This window comes from Weissella hellenica (assembly GCF_005405545.1).
GTDB classification, from domain to species: Bacteria; Bacillota; Bacilli; order Lactobacillales; family Lactobacillaceae; genus Weissella; species Weissella hellenica.
Genome location: NZ_BJEG01000011.1, coordinates 1 through 19,554 on the forward strand (window position 1 = coordinate 1; position 19,554 = coordinate 19,554).

The 19,554-nt window shown below is 37.5% G+C and carries 15 protein-coding genes; 1 reads left to right on the top strand and 14 read right to left on the bottom strand.

The features are described 5' to 3' along the window. Positions 1–256: 256 nt before the first annotated feature. The 13 genes from FFM61_RS06415 to FFM61_RS06465 form a co-directional block, all read right to left on the bottom strand. Positions 257–2,725: a lectin-like domain-containing protein gene (locus FFM61_RS06415; RefSeq protein ID WP_074427728.1), complete on the bottom strand. Its 2,469-nt coding sequence runs from the start codon at positions 2,723–2,725 to the stop codon at positions 257–259. A 358-nt stretch (positions 2,726–3,083) separates the two neighbouring features. After that, positions 3,084–4,283, bottom strand: coding sequence for an SAM-dependent methyltransferase (locus tag FFM61_RS06420; RefSeq protein ID WP_074427729.1), 1,200 nt, complete (start codon positions 4,281–4,283; stop codon positions 3,084–3,086). Between the two features lie 127 nt (positions 4,284–4,410). After that, complete coding sequence (gene rpsN / locus FFM61_RS06425; RefSeq protein WP_074427730.1) at positions 4,411–4,680, bottom strand: 30S ribosomal protein S14; 270 nt, start codon at positions 4,678–4,680, stop codon at positions 4,411–4,413. Positions 4,681–4,682: 2 nt separating this feature from the next. Continuing rightward, positions 4,683–4,832, bottom strand: a complete 150-nt coding sequence (gene rpmG / locus FFM61_RS06430; protein ID WP_002827335.1) for a 50S ribosomal protein L33 — start codon at positions 4,830–4,832, stop codon at positions 4,683–4,685. Between the two features lie 185 nt (positions 4,833–5,017). Continuing rightward, complete coding sequence (locus tag FFM61_RS06435) at positions 5,018–5,650, bottom strand: hypothetical protein (RefSeq protein ID WP_074427731.1); 633 nt, start codon at positions 5,648–5,650, stop codon at positions 5,018–5,020. Positions 5,651–5,789: 139 nt separating this feature from the next. After that, positions 5,790–9,227 (bottom strand): pyruvate carboxylase, encoded by a 3,438-nt coding sequence (locus FFM61_RS06440; protein ID WP_074427732.1) that lies wholly within the window; start codon positions 9,225–9,227, stop codon positions 5,790–5,792. 157 nt (positions 9,228–9,384) lie between these two features. Further along, the gene (locus FFM61_RS08975) at positions 9,385–9,552 is read right to left on the bottom strand and encodes a hypothetical protein (protein WP_168388714.1); all 168 of its coding nucleotides are present in this window, start codon (positions 9,550–9,552) and stop codon (positions 9,385–9,387) included. Between the two features lie 67 nt (positions 9,553–9,619). After that, positions 9,620–10,852 (bottom strand): peptidase T, encoded by a 1,233-nt coding sequence (gene pepT, locus FFM61_RS06445; RefSeq protein ID WP_074427733.1) that lies wholly within the window; start codon positions 10,850–10,852, stop codon positions 9,620–9,622. Between the two features lie 15 nt (positions 10,853–10,867). Further along, complete coding sequence (locus FFM61_RS06450; RefSeq protein ID WP_074427734.1) at positions 10,868–11,665, bottom strand: Nif3-like dinuclear metal center hexameric protein; 798 nt, start codon at positions 11,663–11,665, stop codon at positions 10,868–10,870. Further along, complete coding sequence (locus FFM61_RS06455) at positions 11,652–12,353, bottom strand: tRNA (adenine(22)-N(1))-methyltransferase (protein ID WP_074427735.1); 702 nt, start codon at positions 12,351–12,353, stop codon at positions 11,652–11,654. The genes FFM61_RS06450 and FFM61_RS06455 overlap by 14 nt, the downstream gene beginning before the upstream one ends. A 149-nt stretch (positions 12,354–12,502) precedes the next feature. Next, positions 12,503–13,783, bottom strand: coding sequence for a tetratricopeptide repeat protein (locus FFM61_RS06460; RefSeq protein WP_074427736.1), 1,281 nt, complete (start codon positions 13,781–13,783; stop codon positions 12,503–12,505). A gap of 25 nt (positions 13,784–13,808) precedes the next feature. Next, positions 13,809–13,949, bottom strand: a complete 141-nt coding sequence (locus FFM61_RS08980; RefSeq protein ID WP_168388715.1) for a hypothetical protein — start codon at positions 13,947–13,949, stop codon at positions 13,809–13,811. 21 nt (positions 13,950–13,970) lie between these two features. Beyond that, a complete protein-coding gene (locus FFM61_RS06465; protein WP_074427737.1) occupies positions 13,971–15,674 on the bottom strand; it encodes a hypothetical protein in 1,704 nt (567 codons plus the stop codon). Positions 15,675–15,793: 119 nt separating this feature from the next. On the opposite strand from FFM61_RS06465, the gene FFM61_RS06470 reads away from it, so the two are divergent. Next, entirely contained in the window at positions 15,794–16,270 is a 477-nt protein-coding gene (locus FFM61_RS06470; RefSeq protein ID WP_083194518.1) for an NUDIX domain-containing protein, read from the top strand. A 76-nt stretch (positions 16,271–16,346) separates the two neighbouring features. On the opposite strand, the gene FFM61_RS06475 is transcribed toward FFM61_RS06470, so the two are convergent. Continuing rightward, positions 16,347–19,553: an AAA family ATPase gene (locus tag FFM61_RS06475; protein WP_074427738.1), complete on the bottom strand. Its 3,207-nt coding sequence runs from the start codon at positions 19,551–19,553 to the stop codon at positions 16,347–16,349. Position 19,554: the final 1 nt, after the last annotated feature.

The following is a 19,554-nucleotide window of genomic DNA, read 5'->3' on the forward strand; positions in this document are numbered from 1 at the left end:
GGAATGCTCCTATCTTGTTTTATTAATTATGGCACAACTGTTCAGAAATTTATGTACCAAATACTAGGATAGGAGCATTCCTTATTCTATGTTCTAGATAATATCTCTTAATTATCCTTTAATTTTTATTATATCAAAACACCTATAACATCGTATATATCTTAAAATACTTAGAAAAATAAACAGCAGCCTATTACAAATAATGTAACAGGATGCTGCTTAAAATTTAAATACAAAGTTGCCAATAATTAGTTGATTAATTATTTTTATCTGTATCTTTTTGCTTTTTAACTAAACTAAATAAACTTAATACAACACTAAATATAGTTAATATTGATACGCCAATTGTTTTGGCATTGTCTGCTTTATCATTTACACCAGTTTGAGGTAATTCTGGTTTATCAGTCACCGTATTCTCTGCTACTGTCGTTTCTGATTCCTCTTGAATTGACTCATTCAATGGTGTTTGATTTGCTTTACGAGTAGATGTTGTTATTTCATCCGTTGGAACATTCGTTACGTCAGGGATTTCAGGATAATCTGGTTCAATCTTATCATCCTCATTATCTGAATCTCCTGGATTCACCGGTGTGTCTTGTTCCTGATTTGCCGTATAAACAATCGTTTGTTCGTTATCCTGACTATCATGTCCTAAACCAGTGATCGCATCACTCTGCGCTTGACTTGGTGTGTAACCTGTAATCACGGGTGATTCCTTACGATCGAAGACATTGTCACCATCAACTGCTTGCCAGCCATCATCTTGTACAACTTCACCCGTTACCTTATCCACATGGATTTGGTGCGTAAAGTGTACGGCATCGGTCTGATCTGCTGCTGCAGTTGTGCCATCGGCGTACTCATAGTGGACCGTTTGGTTCACATCAGCTGTCAATGACGTTTCATCCGTTCCTGCTGGCCACTTGGGACCGTCTGGATCTTCTGGATTGATTGGTGTCCCTGGTTCTTGCGGTTCTTCTGGGTTAACCGGTACGATACCATGCACAAAGTGCACTTCATATTGCTTTATCACACCATCTTGATCGTAAACGACACCATCTGCTGGATAGTTATCTGATACGAATTCATAACCTTGGTGCTCGTAATTTGTAATCTTATCAGCTGTTCGGTAATCGTCAGAAGTTCCATATGCACCTGTTAATTGATCAGCACCAATGGTCTCACCCGTTGTGTCATCGATATACGTCACTTGCGCTTGTTCCTGATTTGCCGTATAAACAATCGTTTGTTCGTTATCCTGACTATCATGTCCTAAACCAGTGATCGCATCACTGTGCGCTTGACTTGGTGTGTAACCTGTAATCACGGGTGATTCCTTACGATCGAAGACATTGTCACCATCAACTGCTTGCCAACCATCATCTTGTACAACTTCACCCGTTACCTTATCCACATGGATTTGGTGCGTAAAGTGTACGGCATCGGTCTGATCTGCTGCTGCAGTTGTGCCATCGGCGTATTGATAGTGGACCGTCTGGTTCACATCAGCTGTCAACGCTGTTTTGTCACTACCTTCAGGCCACTTGGGACCATCTGGATCTTCTGGATTGATTGGTGTCCCTGGTTCTTGCGGTTCTTCTGGGTTAACCGGTACGATACCATGCACTAAATAAACATTATAATTTTGATCAACACTGATATCATTATCAAATACTGATCCCGGTATAAATTCATCACTGTCTAAAATGTAACCTTTATTTTCATAATTATTTATTATATTACTAGTAGTATATTCAATTGTGCTACCAGACTGTCCTGTTACTTCATCAACAGATAATTCATCTCCCGTTGTCTTATCAAAATAATGAACATATGCCGTTTGCCCCGCTACATAATTAAATTCATTGATTCTAAATTGCTGCAAATTAGTAGCACCACCAGTAGAACCTGACATCATAAATGCAGCTAACTTATTACTAAAATTATTAACATCAACAGCTTGTGACCAAACTAGGGAATTATTTTGTTGCTTTAAAGTAATCGTCATCCTGTGCGAATTTCCGTTATAATCAATTAAAAAATCATGAAAATGACCGTCATAAATATTGCGATTTAATGTTTGATACCCATCTTTTCCTTGTTTTTGCTCGGTCTCTGCCCACCACACATTATCTCTACCACCTTGTGGTCTCTTGTAAGTTGTTGTCACAAAACTACCAAAAGGAACACGGACAGGATCCTTATCCCAACCAAACTTATTTGATTCTGTTGAAGCATTTGGATTTGGTCGAGTCGCACTGTTATACCAAGAATCTAATTTAAACCCAAAAGCATTTTCCAAACCAGCAATTCCTAAATTACCACCTGAAACACCGACATCACTAGTTTTACCATCATGAAAAGCAATACCAATACCATCAGCACCATAAGAGTTAGAACCTAAATTAACAGAACCTGACAAAGTAAAATCATAATCTAAATTAATCTTATTTTTAAGCGTAAAGTTACCAACTTGGTCCTGTCTATTCTTTGTTAAAGTGACAATACCGTTTTTTTCATCATAGCTGGCATCTTTATTAAGAATAAAAAAATCTAAGAAATTGTCTTTGGTGACTTTTGTATAGTCTTGATTAACCTCTGCTAATTGATTAATTGCATCTTTATAAGACAGTTGAACAACACCATTTGTATCACGATTTGACGTTGCAACTTCACTCTCTGGCGCTACTTTCTCTGATATCGCTGCTTCACTCTCTATACACACTAAATATTGCTAATGAACTTTTCCCACATTATTATGAAAGTCCTATTTATATAGCCGTTGATTTTTCACAGAAATTACGTGAAAATTATGTCATTAACCGTTTAGAAAATTCAAAACGGTTAAATATTCATATCGAAAAAAGTACCTCTAATAAAACCGATATTTTAATATCAGATATGCATGATCCAAATTTCGATAATGAATTCATTTGGAAAGACGATCCTGACATTATTGACTGGATTAATCTAGACGAATTTATTCAATCGCAACATGAAGAAAATAACATTTGATTGTCTTTTTAATTCAAAATAAAAAGCCGAGTAACCCTCTAAAAAGGTGCTACTCGGCTTTATTTTATTTAATTATTATTATCACGAACTGTCATGTAGGCACGACTCATCGGTAAATCATGGCCTGCAGGTCCTTTAGTAACTAAGAATTGTATGATATCAATATTACCGGCTTCAAATGAAGCTGCACATGCTTGTAAATATAAGTCCCACATACGGGCAAATTGTTCACCATATTCTTTAACAGTCTCATCGTATACTTTATGATAATTTACTGTCCAGTGTTCCAGCGTCTTTTGATAATGGCGACGTAATGGTTCAAGATCATCTAGTTGCAAACCAGCATCCATAATATGCGTCATATTTTCAATGACGTTTGGAATATAGCCACCAGGGAAAATATACTTTTCAATAAATGGATCAACCCCTGCACCATAATGTTGACCTGTAATACCGTGAATTAAAGCACGACCATTAGGGACAAGATATTTAGCAACGTCTGCAAAATATTCTGCCAAATTATCCTTACCAACGTGCTCGAACGTACCAACAGATGTAATATAATCAAATTGTTGTTCAATATCACGATAATCTTTTAACATAACGTGAACTTTATCTTCCAAACCTAATTCTTTAACACGTTGGATCGTGTAGTTATATTGTTCCTCAGAAAGGGGCACACCATATGTTTCAAGATCATAATCTTGCGCAGCTGTAATAATTAAAGTTCCCCAACCTGAACCAATATCTAGTAGTTTTTTGCCTGGTTGACTATTTAATTTATCCAAAATGTGGTGAACTTTAGCAATTTGGGCTTCTTCTAATGTCATATCATCACGGGCCCAATAAGCACACGAATACGTCATCGTGTCATCTAACCATTTTTGATAAAAATCATTACCAATATCATAATGGCTTTGAATATCTTCTTTAGAAGTTTCTTTGTCGTGAGAAGACGTAAATTTTGATAGTAATGCACCCGTAAAGCCACTTTGATCTGTCAAAAAACTATCTGATTGACCATATGCTGCTGTCACAAGTTCTTGAATACTACCATCAATTTCAATATCACGTCTCATATATGCTTCGGCTAATTCTAGTGTTGGTACTTTTGCCATACGCTTTAAATCAAGCTTTTTGTTAAAAGTAATATGAATATCAGGTTGACCTTGACCATACGCTTCAGTCTTACCATCCCAATAAGTTACCTTAACAGGTATATTAAATGCCCTTGCTAACAGCTTATTTAAAACTTTCTTTTGTAACATACTTTTTAAACCTCACAAACAATAATAGATATACTTCTATTGTACCCCTCCGTGTCAAGTGCATTTAAAACAAAAAAAGAACATCCACATTAATGTGGATGTTCTTTAATGCTTTATGGTAAAAATTTTACCATGAAGCCTTCTTAACACCAGGAATTTGACCCTTGTGTGCCAATTCACGGAAGTTCAAACGTGACATACCAAACTCACGCATGTACGCACGTGGACGACCATCAATCTTGTCACGACGGTGGATACGAACAGGTGAAGCGTTGCGAGGCAACTTTGACAACCCAACGTAATCCCCAGCAGCCTTTAGTTCAGCACGCTTTGCAGCGTACTTCTCTACAGTTGCTTCAATCTTCATTTCCTTAGCGATCTTTGACTTTTTAGCCATGATTACTTTACCTCCTTGAACACTGTAACACGACGCAACTTTGGAGAATATTTCTTAAGCTCCAAACGGTCAGGTGTATTACGACGGTTCTTAGAAGTCAAGTAGATACGCTCACCGGTTTCGGCGGCTTCTAATAAAATGTTAATGCGCATTAACATAACTCCTTGAATTTATTTGCGGGGTGCCCCCCGCCACTAATTTGAACGACAGGATTAGCTGCATTAAACTAACCCCCAAGCTTGCGCCGTCACAATATAGCTAGTAAATTACAAATATTTATATTACACATGTTTTAGCGAAATAGCAAGAGTTTTGCTCGAAAAAATGAAATATTATTTTATGATTCAGCTAAACGCATAAAATACCAACTAACAAAGCCCATTGCAACAGCTATAACATCATTAGCAATAACATCCAGAAAACCATTCACCGGCCAGCCCAGTAACGTCACAACATATGTCAGAAAATTAAACAAAATATACAAAATCCCTAACAAGGTTACTGCATTACTCAATGATTCAAACTGATTGGCTTGAGCTGAACGCCCTAACTGTATTAAACTAACGCCTAACCCAATAATCACCAAACCAAACACAACATCTCTAACAGAAATTGGCGTTACTGTAATTGCGACGTCTAATGTAATTGGCCATACAAATTGTAAAACCATCCAGATTAACCAAATTAGTGATAACCATCGCAAACTGCGATTGAATTTACTCTTCTTAGTTACAACAGCGTATTTAATTAATGAAATTAGCGTAACTAAAATGAGCATCCCCGCAATCAATTGCAGCATTCTAAATCCTAATTCATAAGGTGTTCCTTTAGCAGTCAACATAGCTATTGGATACGGACCAATTTTATAAGTTGACCATGCCACCGTTCCCAAGACACTTTGTAGTATCAATAAAAGGCTTCCTATCATTCCTGCCCCAATAATAATTTTTTTCTGCCACCACTGTTGCATTATTTTCTCCTCGATTGTATAAAATAAAAAAGAGCAAAAAGCTCTATCACCAATATAACGAAAATTTTTTTGAACAGCAAGCTCATAAAATTAACTTTATCTGATGAAGTGTTTTTACTCTCTTTATCATCATTCATAATTAATTGGATTCTATTTCCAATAATAAATCACCACCATCAACCACATCACCGTTAGCAACATGAACTTGCTTAACAGTACCATTAAACGGCGCTTGAATGGTTGTTTCCATCTTCATTGCCTCGGTAACCAACAACGTATCCCCTTGCTTAAACGTCTGACCATCAATCACTTCCACCGACAAGACGCTTCCAGCCATAGTTGCACCAATTTCATTCTCATTAGTTGGCTCGGCTTTACGTCTTACAATTGTTGTTGTTTGAACACTTGTATCCTGTATATCAACTTCTAACGGTGTACCGTTGACATCAAAGTAAAGCGTCCGAACGCCTTTAGCGTTTGGTTCACCAATTTCCTCAAGTTGGAAAATAACTGTTTTACCAATTCCTAATTGGACATCCACTCGCTCACCTGCTCGCATTCCTTGGAAGAATGTCGGTGTATCAAGTAATGTCATAGGACCAAATTCATCATATTTAGCAACATAATCCAAGAAAACCTTCGGATACAAAATATAAGAAATCACTTCTTCCGGCGTTGGTTGCCGCTTTAACTTGCGTGCCAGAGTTGCTTCTTGTTGTGCAAAGTCTGCTGATTCACTTAAAGCACCTGGACGCACCGTAATTGGTTTGCGTCCCTTCAAAACAACAGCTTGTAACTCCTTAGGGAAACCACCCACAGGTTGGCCCAAATCACCCGCAAAGAAATCAACGACTGATTGTGGAAAATCAATGGTTTGTCCTTCAGCAAGGACCTTTTCAGGTGTTAAATCATTTTGAATCATGAACAAAGTCATATCCCCAACGACCTTAGATGACGGCGTTACCTTAATAATATCACCAAACATTTCATTAACTGTGACGTACATTTTCTTAATATCAGACCAGCGATCGCCTAAACGTAATGCTTGTGCTTGTTGCTGTAAGTTAGAGTACTGACCACCAGGCATCTCAACTTCGAAAATATCCGTTTGCGTACTGCTTGCAGCACTCGCAAAATCACGATAATAAGGACGTACACTAGTCCAATAGTCATTGATTTTATTCGCAGCATCAACATTAATTTCAGGTTGGCGCTTATTCCCGCTTAATGAATAATAAACGGCACCCATTGAGGGTTGCGACGTTGCGCCAGAGAAAGCTGACATTGCCACATCGATAATATCAACGCCCGCCTCAGCAGCCCGTGCATAAGTATACACACCATTACCAGTTGTATCATGTGTGTGTAGATGAATTGGCACATCAACCGTATCTTTCAACGCACTAACCAATTGGTAGGCAGCTTCTGGCTTTAACAAACCAGCCATATCCTTAACTGCAATAATATGGGCACCGGCGTCAACCAATTCTTGTGCAAAGTCAGTATAATACTTCAAATTATATTTTGTCCGACTTGAGTCTAAAATATCTCCGGTATACGCCATGGCTACTTCAGCAAGTTTATTGTTGTCACGCACATATTGAATTGACTTTTCCATCTGTGGTAACCAGTTTAAACTATCAAAGATACGGAATACGTCCATCCCATTCGTTGCGGCTAATTTAATAAATTCTTGCAATACATTATCTGGATAATTTTGATAACCAACAGCATTAGAACCTCTAAATAACATTTGTGTCAATGTGCGTGGCATCTTTTCGCGTAAGATACGCAAACGTTCCCAAGGATCTTCTCCCAAGAAACGATAAGCTGTATCAAAAGTAGCACCACCCCACATTTCACTTGAGAATAAATTAGGCAATGCATTTTGTACATCCGTTGCAATAGTTACCATATCTTTTGTACGCAAACGTGTTGCAAATAATGATTGGTGAGCATCACGCATCGTTGTATCTGTTAGCAACACTTTATCTTGTTGCTTCAACCAAGCAACGACACCTTGTGGTCCCTTAATATCTAAAACATCCTTAGCAGTTACCAAATCACTTGGTAAAACAATGTCTTTAGCCGGTTCAACAATATTTGAAGTATAAATTCTTGGTCGATTACGATCCAAACCTGGGAATCCATTAACAGTTGTCTCAGCAACATAACGTAATACTTTACGTTCAGGATCCTTATCCGGTAAAATTTCAAATAATTCAGTATGTTTATCAACAAAAGTTGTCGGTGCCGCAGCATTTCTAAATGTTGGATGGGCAAAAACATTTTTTAAAAACGGAATATTCGTTTTAACACCACGAATGACAAATTCATCTAGTGCTCGCTGCATCTTATCAACAGCGGCCGTAAAATCAGATCCACGGGTCACTAATTTAACTAGTAATGAATCAAAATACGGTGTAACCGTTGCACCCGCAAACACATTACCAGCATCTAGACGAACCCCCGTTCCACCTGGTGAACGATACCAATCAATTTTACCTGTATCTGGCATGAAACCATTGGCTGGATCTTCAGTTGTAATACGTGATTGAATCGCAACACCATTTGCTGTTAATTGTTCTTGCATCGGAATATTTAACGGTGCCTCATGTAGCTGATATCCCTGGGCAATTAGAAGCTGTGATTTAACAATATCAACACCTGTCACATCTTCAGTAACAGTATGTTCAACTTGAACACGTGGGTTCACTTCGATGAAATAAAAATCATCCCCCTCTACTAGGAATTCAACCGTTCCAGCATTTTGATAATCAACACTACGCATTAAGCGTAAAGCAGCATTTTGAATGCGTTGTCGCATATTAACAGATACTGAAACTGCCGGTGCAAATTCAATGATTTTTTGATGACGACGCTGAACAGATGAGTCACGCTCAAATAAATGCATAACCTCGCTATGTTCATCAGCCAAAATTTGGATTTCAACGTGTTGGGGATCTTTTAGATACTTTTCCAAATAAATATCTGGTTTACCAAAACTTTGTTGTGCTTCTGAAGCAGCACGTTCAAACGCTTCTCTTAGTTCCTCAGCATGTTCTACAACACGCATACCACGACCACCACCACCAGCAGCTGATTTAACAAATAATGGATACCCATGAGTTGCGCCAAATGCTAAGGCCTCAGACACATCCGCAACAGGATGATCTGTACCTGGTACTGTTGGTACATCAGCCTTGATAGCAGTTTGTTTGGCGATAATTTTATCACCAAACATTTTTAAATGTTTTACTTTTGGACCAACAAACTTAATATCAGCTGCTTCAACCGCAGCTGCAAAATCAGCATTTTCCGATAAAAAACCATAACCTGGATGGATGGCATCAGCACCTGATTCTTTAGCAATACGAATTATGTCTTGACTATCAAGATAAGCAGCAATTGGGGCTTTTCCTGCACCAACTTGATACGCTTCATCAGCTTTAAAACGATGCACTGCAAATTCATCTTCTTTTGCAAAAATCGCCACTGTTTTAATACCCAACTCTTTAGCCGCACGAATTAAACGAACAGCAATTTCGCCTCGATTTGCAATCAACAACTTTTTCATTTGCTTGAGTCCCCCATGTCTCTTTGCATGTATCTTATTCACATTTTATGATAAACATCTCATTTATTTTACCAAAAAAAAGCACTATATACTACTATAGAATAGTATACAGTGAAAATATTACGGACTTTGCTTATTTTTAGGTAAATAACCTGATCTAATGTTTGTCTTTAACTTCCTCAAACTCACCGTCAAAAATATTAGCATTACTTTTAAAATTTTGATTTGCAGCATTTAAATTACGTGCTACTAAAATTCTCGTACGTCGCAATCTAATACGCCACCAAACCCAAATAGCTAAGATTATCATTAGTAATAGTAACATTTGTATTCCCCCAACTTTAGTTTAACTATAATATCCGGAATAGCTTAAAATTTACTTATCTTTCTTGCTACTCGGCGTTTAGTGTTGCAATTTTAACAACTGTATCGGCTGCTTGCTGCATAACTATTGTTGAAACATATTCATAACGACCATGCATATTCTCGCCACCAGCAAACAAATTAGGTGTTGGCAATCCTAAGAATGTAATCTTTGAACCATCCGTACCACCACGGACCGGTTCAATAATTGGTGCAATATCTAATTGACGCATTGCTTCAGCTGCCAAATCAACCGATGTCATGTCATCTTTTAACACTTCACCCATATTGTAATATTGATCCTTCAAAGTTAACTTAATACGTTCAAGGCCGAGCTCTTTATTCAAACGATCAACAATTTCAGTCATTAAAGTCTTACGAGCTTCGAATTGTTGACGATCATGGTCACGAATAATGTAATCCATCCGAGCATTTTCAGGATTGCCGGTCAAATTTAGCAAGTGGAAGAAACCTTCCCGACCTGCTGTCAATTCTGGTCGATCACCTGCAGGTAATGCGTTGTGTACGTTGATTGCTACTTGCAATGCATTAACCATTGTATCTTTAGCAGTCCCCGGATGTACATTACGTCCCTGGATTTCAATAACAGCTGAAGCAGCAGAGAATGTTTCCCATTCAAGTTCACCTAATGGGCCACCATCGACTGTGTAAGCAAAATCTGCACCAAATTCAGCAACGTGGAAGTTATCAGCACCAATCCCAATCTCTTCATCAGGACCAAAAGCGAATACTAACTTACCATGCTTCGCTTCTGGATGTGCAATTAAATATTCAGCAGCTGAAATAATTTCAGCAACACCAGCTTTATCATCGGCACCTAATAAAGTAGTACCGTCAGTGGTAATTAATGTGTGACCTGCATATTTTTTCAATGACGGAAAATCTGCTACTGTTAATGAATATTCATCATTTAATTTAATTTCTGATTCACCATCATAATCCGTCACAAATTGTGGTTGTACATTTTCAGCTGAAAAATCTGCCGTGTCAACGTGTGAAATAAAACCAATTGTTGGCACATCTTTATCAGTATTAGCGGCTAATTCAGCAAACACATACCCGTCAGACATGGTGCGAACGTTTTCTAAACCGATTTCTTCTAATTCAGTTGCTAAATCTTTCAAAAAAGCAACCTCTTTAGGATCTGAAGGAATTGTTTGTGAATCCTCATTTGATTGGGTATTGATTTTAACATAACCAATAAAACGATCAATTAAATTAGGGTAAATTTCTGCTGCCATGTTGCACCTCTTTCTTTAAATATAAGTATAAGGATCTGTGTTAATTGTTGATGCGAAAACATCTGTCAATTCCCAATGATTTATTTGTTGCCATGTTTTAATTAAAGACACCATTTTATCTTTAGCAATTGCTTCCATATGATGATCAGGATCAATCACAATGAAATCATCTGCTAAAACATCATGCGCCGTATGATAATAAAAATCAGCCGTGACATAGGCATCAGCACCCGCCGCTAAAGCTGCAGGATACTCATCACCACCGTCACCACCAAGAACCGCAATTCGTTGAATAGGACGTTCTAAATCACTTGCAATCACGCGCACTGCTTTAACCTGGAATAGGTCACGAATAAACGATGCATATTCGGCTACAGTTTGTGGCTGCGCCAATGTTCCAATTCGGCCTAATCCGGTCTGACCATCAGGATTTGGTATTAGTGGTGTCACATCATGTAGCTGTAACGCATCGGCTAACCAATCATTTATCCCACCTTTAGCAGCATCTAAATTCGTATGCGCAGCATAAACCACAATATCGTGTTTAATTAAATCTGCATACATTTTATTTTGCGGTACGCTTAAATCTAAATTCTTAGCTGGTTTAAAAATCATGGGATGATGAGCAAAAATGAAATCAACATCTTTATCAATCGCTTCTTGCACCACTTCTGGGCGTACATCTAATGTCGTCATAACCCGATGGATTTCTTGTTGCATATTACCCAATTGTAAGCCAATCGGATCTTTCTCCCAAGCCAATGACTTGGGCGCATATGCTTCAATCTGCGCAATTAATTTATCTGCTTGCATACACTAAAGCCTCCATAATCATCTGTAACTCTTGTTTATATGATTGGTAAGCTTCCGTTTGTGTTTTATCAGCAGCTTCAATGTTTTTCATAATACTTTTAATTCTTGCTGCTTCACGTTGCCACTTTTCTTGCCACGCCTGTGAAGGCTCAGTTAAATGGTAAGGGCCAAATTGTAATTCCCGTGCAGAATAGGCAATATTACCAGGTTCGGCTACTAAAATTTCATAATAATGGCCTTCATCAACAATGACAGATTCATCCACTAACTGATAACCGTTCTCTGATAACCATAAACGTACCAAATCGATATCAATATTTGGCTGTAAAACTAATCGATGATACCGGTGGGTCTCTAAATGACCATCAGTTAAAATTTGGCAAATTAAACGACCACCCATACCCGCAATTACGACCGTATCAATTAAATCGTCTGTTTCAACGGCCGCTAATCCGTCTGCTAATCGTGGTATTAATCGGTCATTTAAGCGATGACGTTGTATTTCAGACTTAACATTATCAAGTGGACCCGGCGCTACTTCGCCTGCAATAGCAAACGATATTTGATTATTTAATAATAGATTAGCTGGTAGATAAGCATGATCTGACCCAATATCTGCCAAACGGGCTCCATCTGGCACAAAATTAGCTACTGCCGCTAAACGTTTTGACAAATGCCAAGCGTCCATTATTCATCCTCGTTTCTGTATCTTATTATTTTCTAATATTCACATTATACATTTTTAAACACACCGTGACAAACCACTCATGGATAGTAAAAAGCGCCCTATATTAGACCAATAACACATTGATCATACTAATATAAGACACTTATTTTTTATAATTCTTGATCTAATTCATTTTGTAAAGCTGCTACCATATCAAAATCATCTGGTACTAATTGTACATATGCTTGCAACGCTTGTAATGCTAGCTCATGCTCGCCTTCACTCCTAAAGTAATAATATGCTGGCTTTAAGAAATCAGCAGTATCCATATATGAGGGTAGCGCAGCTTGCCAGTACTTTGTTGCCATATCGAAATCTTCTAAAGCTGTATAACTTTGCGCTAGATACCAATATAATTGTGGATTAATATCCATATCATCACTAGCAAAATATGCATTCAATAAATTAATATTACCAACATGGTCCTCATTTTGAACCAAAAATCCTGCATAGCTTGTCATCAGAACAGCATCATTAGGATTATGATTCAATCCTTCTTGATACAAAGATTGCGCTTGTGTCATGTCGCCTAATTCCGCTGCAATCTTGGCACCTTCTTGGTAAAATTTCACATTAAATGGATCAATTGCGATTCCTTCTTGGTACGTTACTAACGCTTTATCTGGTTCATGACTAGCCATATAAAGTTGTGCCAATGGTTCATATACGCCTGCATATGAGGCATCTAAATCGCGTAATTGTGTAAATGTCTTAATAGCTTTTTGGCGATTTTCAGGATTTGTTGCATAAGTCAAACCAAGCTGAAAGCGCACATCTGGCGTCATATCTGCTTCTTTAATTTGTTCCAAATAACCTAAAGCATTATCAAAATTCCCCACAAGTGCGTAGGCTACACCAATACGTGACACAATATCTAATCCTGAGAAATAACGTTCACCTGCTTGAATCAATTGTCGATAATATGGAATAGCGGCTTTATATTTTGCACTAGCAAAATAAAATTCGGCTAAAGCAAATTGAATAATTGGTTCTTGATCATCTTGTTGATAAGCTGTTAGTAGTTTATCTTCAGCTGATTCAATTAGCCCTTCTGATTGATATAAATCAGCTGCAACTAATAATGATTCTATATAGGCTGTTGAGTCAGTTGCAATTTCTGACAGATACATCAAAGCCTTATCCGTATTATCTTCATCAATGGCAATATCAGCCAACGCTGTGCGCAATTGATCTTCTTTTGGATACTTACCTAACAATTTTTCATAGACCCGTTTGGCTTGATTTGAAAATCCCAACCCATATAATTCTTCTGCCAATGAATAGATCGTATCATCATCATCATAGCGTAGTGCTGATGCAAATGATTTTTTTGCGGCGTCTAATTGTCCACTTGATAATTCATCAAGCATCCGTTCTGCAAAACTAGCCATTAAAAAGTCCTTTCGTGATGTAATATTATTTTTTATTTTGTTGCGCTTTTTGCTTGGCCTTTTCTAATAAAGCTTGACGAGCTGTTTTTTTCTGTTCAGCAGTTATTTGGCCTTTTTTAGCAGCACCACGTGCAAAGTCGTTTGATTTTAGTGTTCCTTGTCCCATATTATTTATCCCGTTTATTGTTTACTTTAAAGATTTATTTGTTAATGACACAACATTAGCAACTGAAGCACCTGAAATAGCCTTAACTTTCAATTCAACTTGATCATTTACTTGTAATAATAATGCATCTTGTTTTTGTGATGGATCTAAAGTATATAAGGTATCATCATCAACTAGTTTAAACACCACAACTTGTTTGTTATTTAAGGTTGCATTGGTATTAACCCGACCGATTTTACCATTAATCTTTTTGATTTTTACTTTTTGATCACTAGCTGCTGCTGATTGCGCACTACCTGCTAAAGCATTACGATATGATGCTAGAGCATCTGATGCATTAGCCCCTTCGCCAATGACATTTTGGTCTGCTCCTTTGATATAAGCATATTCACGGAAGCGTTCATTATTGTCCATCATTGAAACTACCCACGTTGGCGTACCATCAATATTCATAATAACCGGATTTGATCCATGCCACTTATTTTGGGGATGCAACTGCTTAGCAACTTTCATTGCACCTTCAGAATCCATAATTCCCACGTTTTTACCAGTATAGAAACGTAACTGCCCAGTACGCGTATCGATTAATGAATAACCTTTGTCTGAATCAGCATTTGATCTAACAGTGGTAAAGTCATCAAAGTAAGCTAATGAACCATTCACATTAAACATCGGCGTTACGCCACTTTCTGAACCATTTTCCGTTGGCTTAATTTGATTTTTATGACGGAAATTAAATGCATATGGGTTACCATACGTCCGATTCATTAAGGTTGCTGCTTCTGGTGAAACACCAACGTCCACCCACTTAGGCAAATTCTTAGTTTTATATACCTGTGTTTTACCAGTATTAGCATTCGTAATGGCAACATGAATATTGTCAAACATTACTTGACCAGCCCAACGAACACTTAATAAGGTTTGAACCCAGTATGTTTGACCATTATTACCAACCTCTAAGATAGGTTCACCCACCTGCTGGTAACGTGGATTTGCCATGTAAATCTTACGAGCAATACTATGCGAGAACCAGCTGGTTTCAGAGTAAGCCATTTTTTCTTTTACAAAATGAGCTGTATCATTAATATCTGTTGCTGAAACCACAAAATATCCTGGTAATTCACGGTTCATAAACCATGACACAAACCCATTAAATTCAACTGGTGCAACATAGTAAGGTTTTCCCTTAATATACTGTGCAGACAAATCACCTAGCTCATACATTGATGAATCAGGCACTTGTGAAAAGGCTTTTTTCATCATATTTTGTGCTGCTTGTGCAGATAAAGCAATTGGCTGATCGTCTTTAGTCAACGGTGCTTCTTTTTGCTTTGTCGCTTGAACCGAATGATACATTGGTCGAACCGTCAATGATTTTGAAACACCTGCTACAACTGAAATACTAATTGCAATTAGTGGGATAATAAACGGCCACAAACTAATGTTTAATGTTGACCGATTATTCTTTTTTGTAGTTACCTTTTCAATCACTACCGTGGCACTACCAATTAGTAATGTCCAAATACTAATTAAAGTCGTTTCTAGCGCCACAGGCATAACTAATTGTGACAGTATTGGCACTGGCATCCACCAATAAACAAAGATACCATTTAATATGGTTAATCCCACAGCAGCCAACCAGTCCAACTTACCTAATTTTAGCTTTTTTGCCCATAAAAACGTTGCAAACATGGCAATTTCTAGGACTAAAAATGATGTAATCATGTATTTCTCCTTAATAAAATATAGATAGATTAATTGTACCATAAAGCATCAGTCATTTTTTTAGTCAATGAACAATATGCTATGATGGCACTAAGTACAATTATAGGGGGAATTACACAATGGTTATGGAACAATATTTCAAAAATATACGTCAAAAAATTGGCCACGATGAAATCATCATGCCTGGTGTTGCTGGTATTTTATTCGATGAAACCCATACAAAAGTTTTGCTAGAGCAACGTGGGGATGGTGAAATTGGTTGGAGTTTAGTCGGTGGTATGCAAAATATTGGTGAATCAGCAATGATGTCACTCATTCGCGAATATAGAGAAGAAGCTGGTATCGATGTTCAAATTAAAGCTTTAATTGGTATTGACACCAACTTTCATCATGTCTTTCCATCCGGCGATAAAGCCCAAATTCCAATGACTCTATTTGAAGTTGAACAAATCGGCGGTCAATTAAAAGCCGATGGGGATGAAACCCTCTCACTTTCATATGTGCCATTAGCAGATCATCCTAAAATGTACAACGTTCAACACCAATTAGCCATTGATCAGATGATTAAGCAAGCACCTTACGGCTGGTATTTTTAATCGTATAAACTTAAAAAAGTTGGGACAAGAGAAGATGTCCCAACTTTTTAGTTATAAATATTAAACACTTATTTTTTTATAAAGTACGAAGATTTAATTGACTTCGTCCATCACCTAATTTTTTAACTTGCAATTGTTGTGGAATCTGTTGTTTCATTGAGGCAACGTGCGAAATAATACCAACTAAACGACCACTTTGCTCAACTAAACTAAGAGCTTCCATTGCTTGCGCTAGCGTACGTTCATCGAGTGACCCAAATCCTTCATCAATAAACAAAGCATCAATTTTGGCGCCACCTGCTCGTCGTTGCACCACTTCAGCCATAGACAAAGCAATTGACAATGCCGAAATAAATGATTCACCACCCGACAGCGTACTCGTAGCACGAATTTTGCCACCATCTTGATCATAAATATCAATATCTAACCCATTCTGATTAGAACGGCCACCTTGTCGATCTGACAAAATAAATTGATAGCGGCCACCAGATAAAGTACCAATATAATGATGATTAGCATAATCTAAAACATCAAACAAGAAACGGCGCAAAATAAATGGTTCTAAACGTAAGCGTTTTGCATTATTACCATCAACCGCTTGCGTTAGCGTTAATAAATCTTTACCAGCCGCCTGTTGCTGCTCCCATTTCTCCTGTAGTGCGTTTACCGTTGTTTCAATCTGTTTTTGTTGTGCCAATACTGATTTCTTCGTGGCATTATCTTCTATCAACTGATTTACTAACGTTTGTTGCTGCTCAATGGTTGCCTGTATTTTCGCCATATCTGGTCTAGAGACATCCCCTAAGACATGTTCCAAATTAGTAATATCTTGTTGTAGTTGCGTCACAGTCGTCTGATACTGCGTGATATTCTGCGTTAATTGATTTATTTTATCAGGTTGCTCCTGTAAGACATTAAGTAATTCATCAAATGCTTGTTGACTATCAACAGGACCATCAGAGATTGCTGCTACAATTTGTTGTGCCAATGTTTTAATGTCAGTCGCTGTTGTCGTTATCTTTTCAGCTAACGATGTCTTTTGTGACCGCTTTTCGACTTGAGCTTGTTGATTAGTCAAAACTTGATCATGTACTTTTTTAACTTGCTTATCATATTGCTGCTGTTTTTCCTGTAATTTTTGCAGCATTATTTCATACTCAGCAACTGATTTAAGCGTTGTTTCTAATGACGTAATTTGCTTAATTTCTGCATCATAAGCTTGCTGAGTATCAGTTTTTGCTACAACTTTTTGCTCATTTGTAATGACCTGCGTCTGAATATTTTGCAATTGCGTTTGACTATCGGTTACTTGTTCTTGCAAATCAGCGACCTCATTTTTAGCATGCTTTACAAAAGTTATTGCTTGTTCAAAACAATCGGTAAGTCGTGTTTCATCAAATACATCAGGTAACGTTACAAACGTTTCTGATGATGCTGTAAACAATTGTTGCCAATCTTGTTTAAATGTTGCATATTCTTTCTCTAATGTACCATTATCAGCCGTGATTTTGGCCGTTAATTCTTCAAATTGCGTTTGATTATTTTCTAAATCTGTTTGCAATTTTGTTAATTGTACGGTTGCCGCTTGTTCAGCTTTTTCACTATCAGCAACCGCTTGAATAGCATCAGCCAAATCTGCATAAGTACTCTGCGCATCAGCATGGCCGTGATTTGCTTGTACATGATAAATTTGACCACAAATAACACAAGGTTCACCATCAACTAGTTCTTGCTGTAATTGTTGAATTAAGATATCACGTCGTAATGACGCTTTATCTTGTAACTCTTGCTCTTTATCTAACTGATGTTGCACCGCTGTTGCAACCTTCTGTTTCAGTACAGTAACCTGTTCTTTTTTAGTTTGCGCATCTTTTTTATTCTGTTCAAAGGCATGTTGACGATTAATTAACTGATTAAATTGATATTTTCGATTAGCTAATTCACTTTCATAAGCTGCATTTTTCTGATAGTGCGCCAAATTTTCAGATTGCTTCGTGATAACTGCATCTAACTTTTGAGATGTTTGCTCAAGTTCTTCTCCTTGTGCGTATAACCTTTTAATCTCATCATCAATATTGGTAACCTTGTTGCGTAACGTTACCAATTGCCGTGCTTTTGGTAACAAGTTCTCTTGAATCTGTTTAGCCAACTGTTGATTAGTCGCAACAACATTAGCTTGCTGCTTAAGTTGAGTTTGCGCATCAGCTAAAACTTGTTGCTGTGCGTCCAATTCATCAAGCGCCGTTGATAACGCCTGTTCTTCATTAATCTGTTGCTGATATCGCTCGTGCAAATGTTTTTGCTGCGTAACTAATGGTTGTTGCGCTACACCCCAAGATAATGTTGCTAACATTTCTTTTTGCTGTGCAATATGATCCTTTTGTTCATATTGTTCGTTTAATGCACTTTTTTTCTGCTCTAGTTGATCCAATTGGTCAATAATCTGACGACCCTTTTGTTGCTCATCATGCAATGCTGCTAGCTGAGTCTGAGCTTGACTTAAAATTGTGGTTTGCTGATTAATCTCAGCAGCCATATCCGTATTTAGCTGACCCAAAACCTGAATTTTTTCAGTAGCTGTGGGCGCAATATCTTCAATATCAGGTTGTAACCACTTAACTTGTTGTAACTTTTCATCACGTTGTGTTGCTAATTTTTCCAACGCTTGTCCCGATTGCTTTTGCTCATCTTTTAAACGATTAACAAAGTCATCAAAAATGGCCGTACCAAAAAGTTGGCGCAAAATAACCATCTTTTCATCACTTTGTGCACTTAGGAATTCTCGAAATTTATCCTGCGGTAACAAAATAATTTTACGAAACTGATCCGCATTTAAATGTAATAATTCTTCAATTTGATCATTAACAATCTTTGCTTTATCACCCAATGCCTCTAGTGGTGTCTCTAGCGATTCATCAACCTCAATTAATGACGCTGTTGCTTGATGCGTTGTCGTATCATCGTCTGACTTTGCACCACGCTTTTTCTTTAATTGCTGTGTTGGCGTTCGCTTAATCTCATAAAAATGACCATTATGTTCAAACCAAAAAGTAACCATTGTTTTAGCCAGGCCATTTGCAAACTCGCTGCGCATGTCTTCTGGGCTACGCTCACCCGTACCTTTACCAAACAAAGCATATGTCATCCCATCAAAAATGGTTGTTTTACCAGCACCCGTATCACCAGTAATTAGAAATAATTTTGATTCCGTAAATTTCATAAAATCAATTGTTGTTTCATCATACGGACCAAAGTTATTTAATTGTAATTTTAAAGGACGCATC

Bases quoted from the DNA above. Each gene is read 5' to 3' on its own strand.
- FFM61_RS06440 (WP_074427732.1), bottom strand. From the start codon at position 9,227: ATGAAAAAGTTGTTGATTGCAAATCGAGGCGAAATTGCTGTTCGTTTA.
- FFM61_RS06470 (WP_083194518.1), top strand. From the start codon at position 15,794: ATGGTTATGGAACAATATTTCAAAAATATACGTCAAAAAATTGGCCAC.
- FFM61_RS06435 (WP_074427731.1), bottom strand. From the start codon at position 5,650: ATGCAACAGTGGTGGCAGAAAAAAATTATTATTGGGGCAGGAATGATA.
- FFM61_RS06465 (WP_074427737.1), bottom strand. From the start codon at position 15,674: ATGATTACATCATTTTTAGTCCTAGAAATTGCCATGTTTGCAACGTTT.
- FFM61_RS06460 (WP_074427736.1), bottom strand. From the start codon at position 13,783: ATGGCTAGTTTTGCAGAACGGATGCTTGATGAATTATCAAGTGGACAA.
- rpsN (WP_074427730.1), bottom strand. From the start codon at position 4,680: ATGGCTAAAAAGTCAAAGATCGCTAAGGAAATGAAGATTGAAGCAACT.
- FFM61_RS06450 (WP_074427734.1), bottom strand. From the start codon at position 11,665: ATGCAAGCAGATAAATTAATTGCGCAGATTGAAGCATATGCGCCCAAG.
- pepT (WP_074427733.1), bottom strand. From the start codon at position 10,852: ATGGCAGCAGAAATTTACCCTAATTTAATTGATCGTTTTATTGGTTAT.
- FFM61_RS08975 (WP_168388714.1), bottom strand. From the start codon at position 9,552: ATGTTACTATTACTAATGATAATCTTAGCTATTTGGGTTTGGTGGCGT.
- rpmG (WP_002827335.1), bottom strand. From the start codon at position 4,832: ATGCGCATTAACATTTTATTAGAAGCCGCCGAAACCGGTGAGCGTATC.
- FFM61_RS06455 (WP_074427735.1), bottom strand. From the start codon at position 12,353: ATGGACGCTTGGCATTTGTCAAAACGTTTAGCGGCAGTAGCTAATTTT.
- FFM61_RS08980 (WP_168388715.1), bottom strand. From the start codon at position 13,949: ATGGGACAAGGAACACTAAAATCAAACGACTTTGCACGTGGTGCTGCT.
- FFM61_RS06475 (WP_074427738.1), bottom strand. From the start codon at position 19,553: ATGCGTCCTTTAAAATTACAATTAAATAACTTTGGTCCGTATGATGAA.
- FFM61_RS06420 (WP_074427729.1), bottom strand. From the start codon at position 4,283: ATGTTACAAAAGAAAGTTTTAAATAAGCTGTTAGCAAGGGCATTTAAT.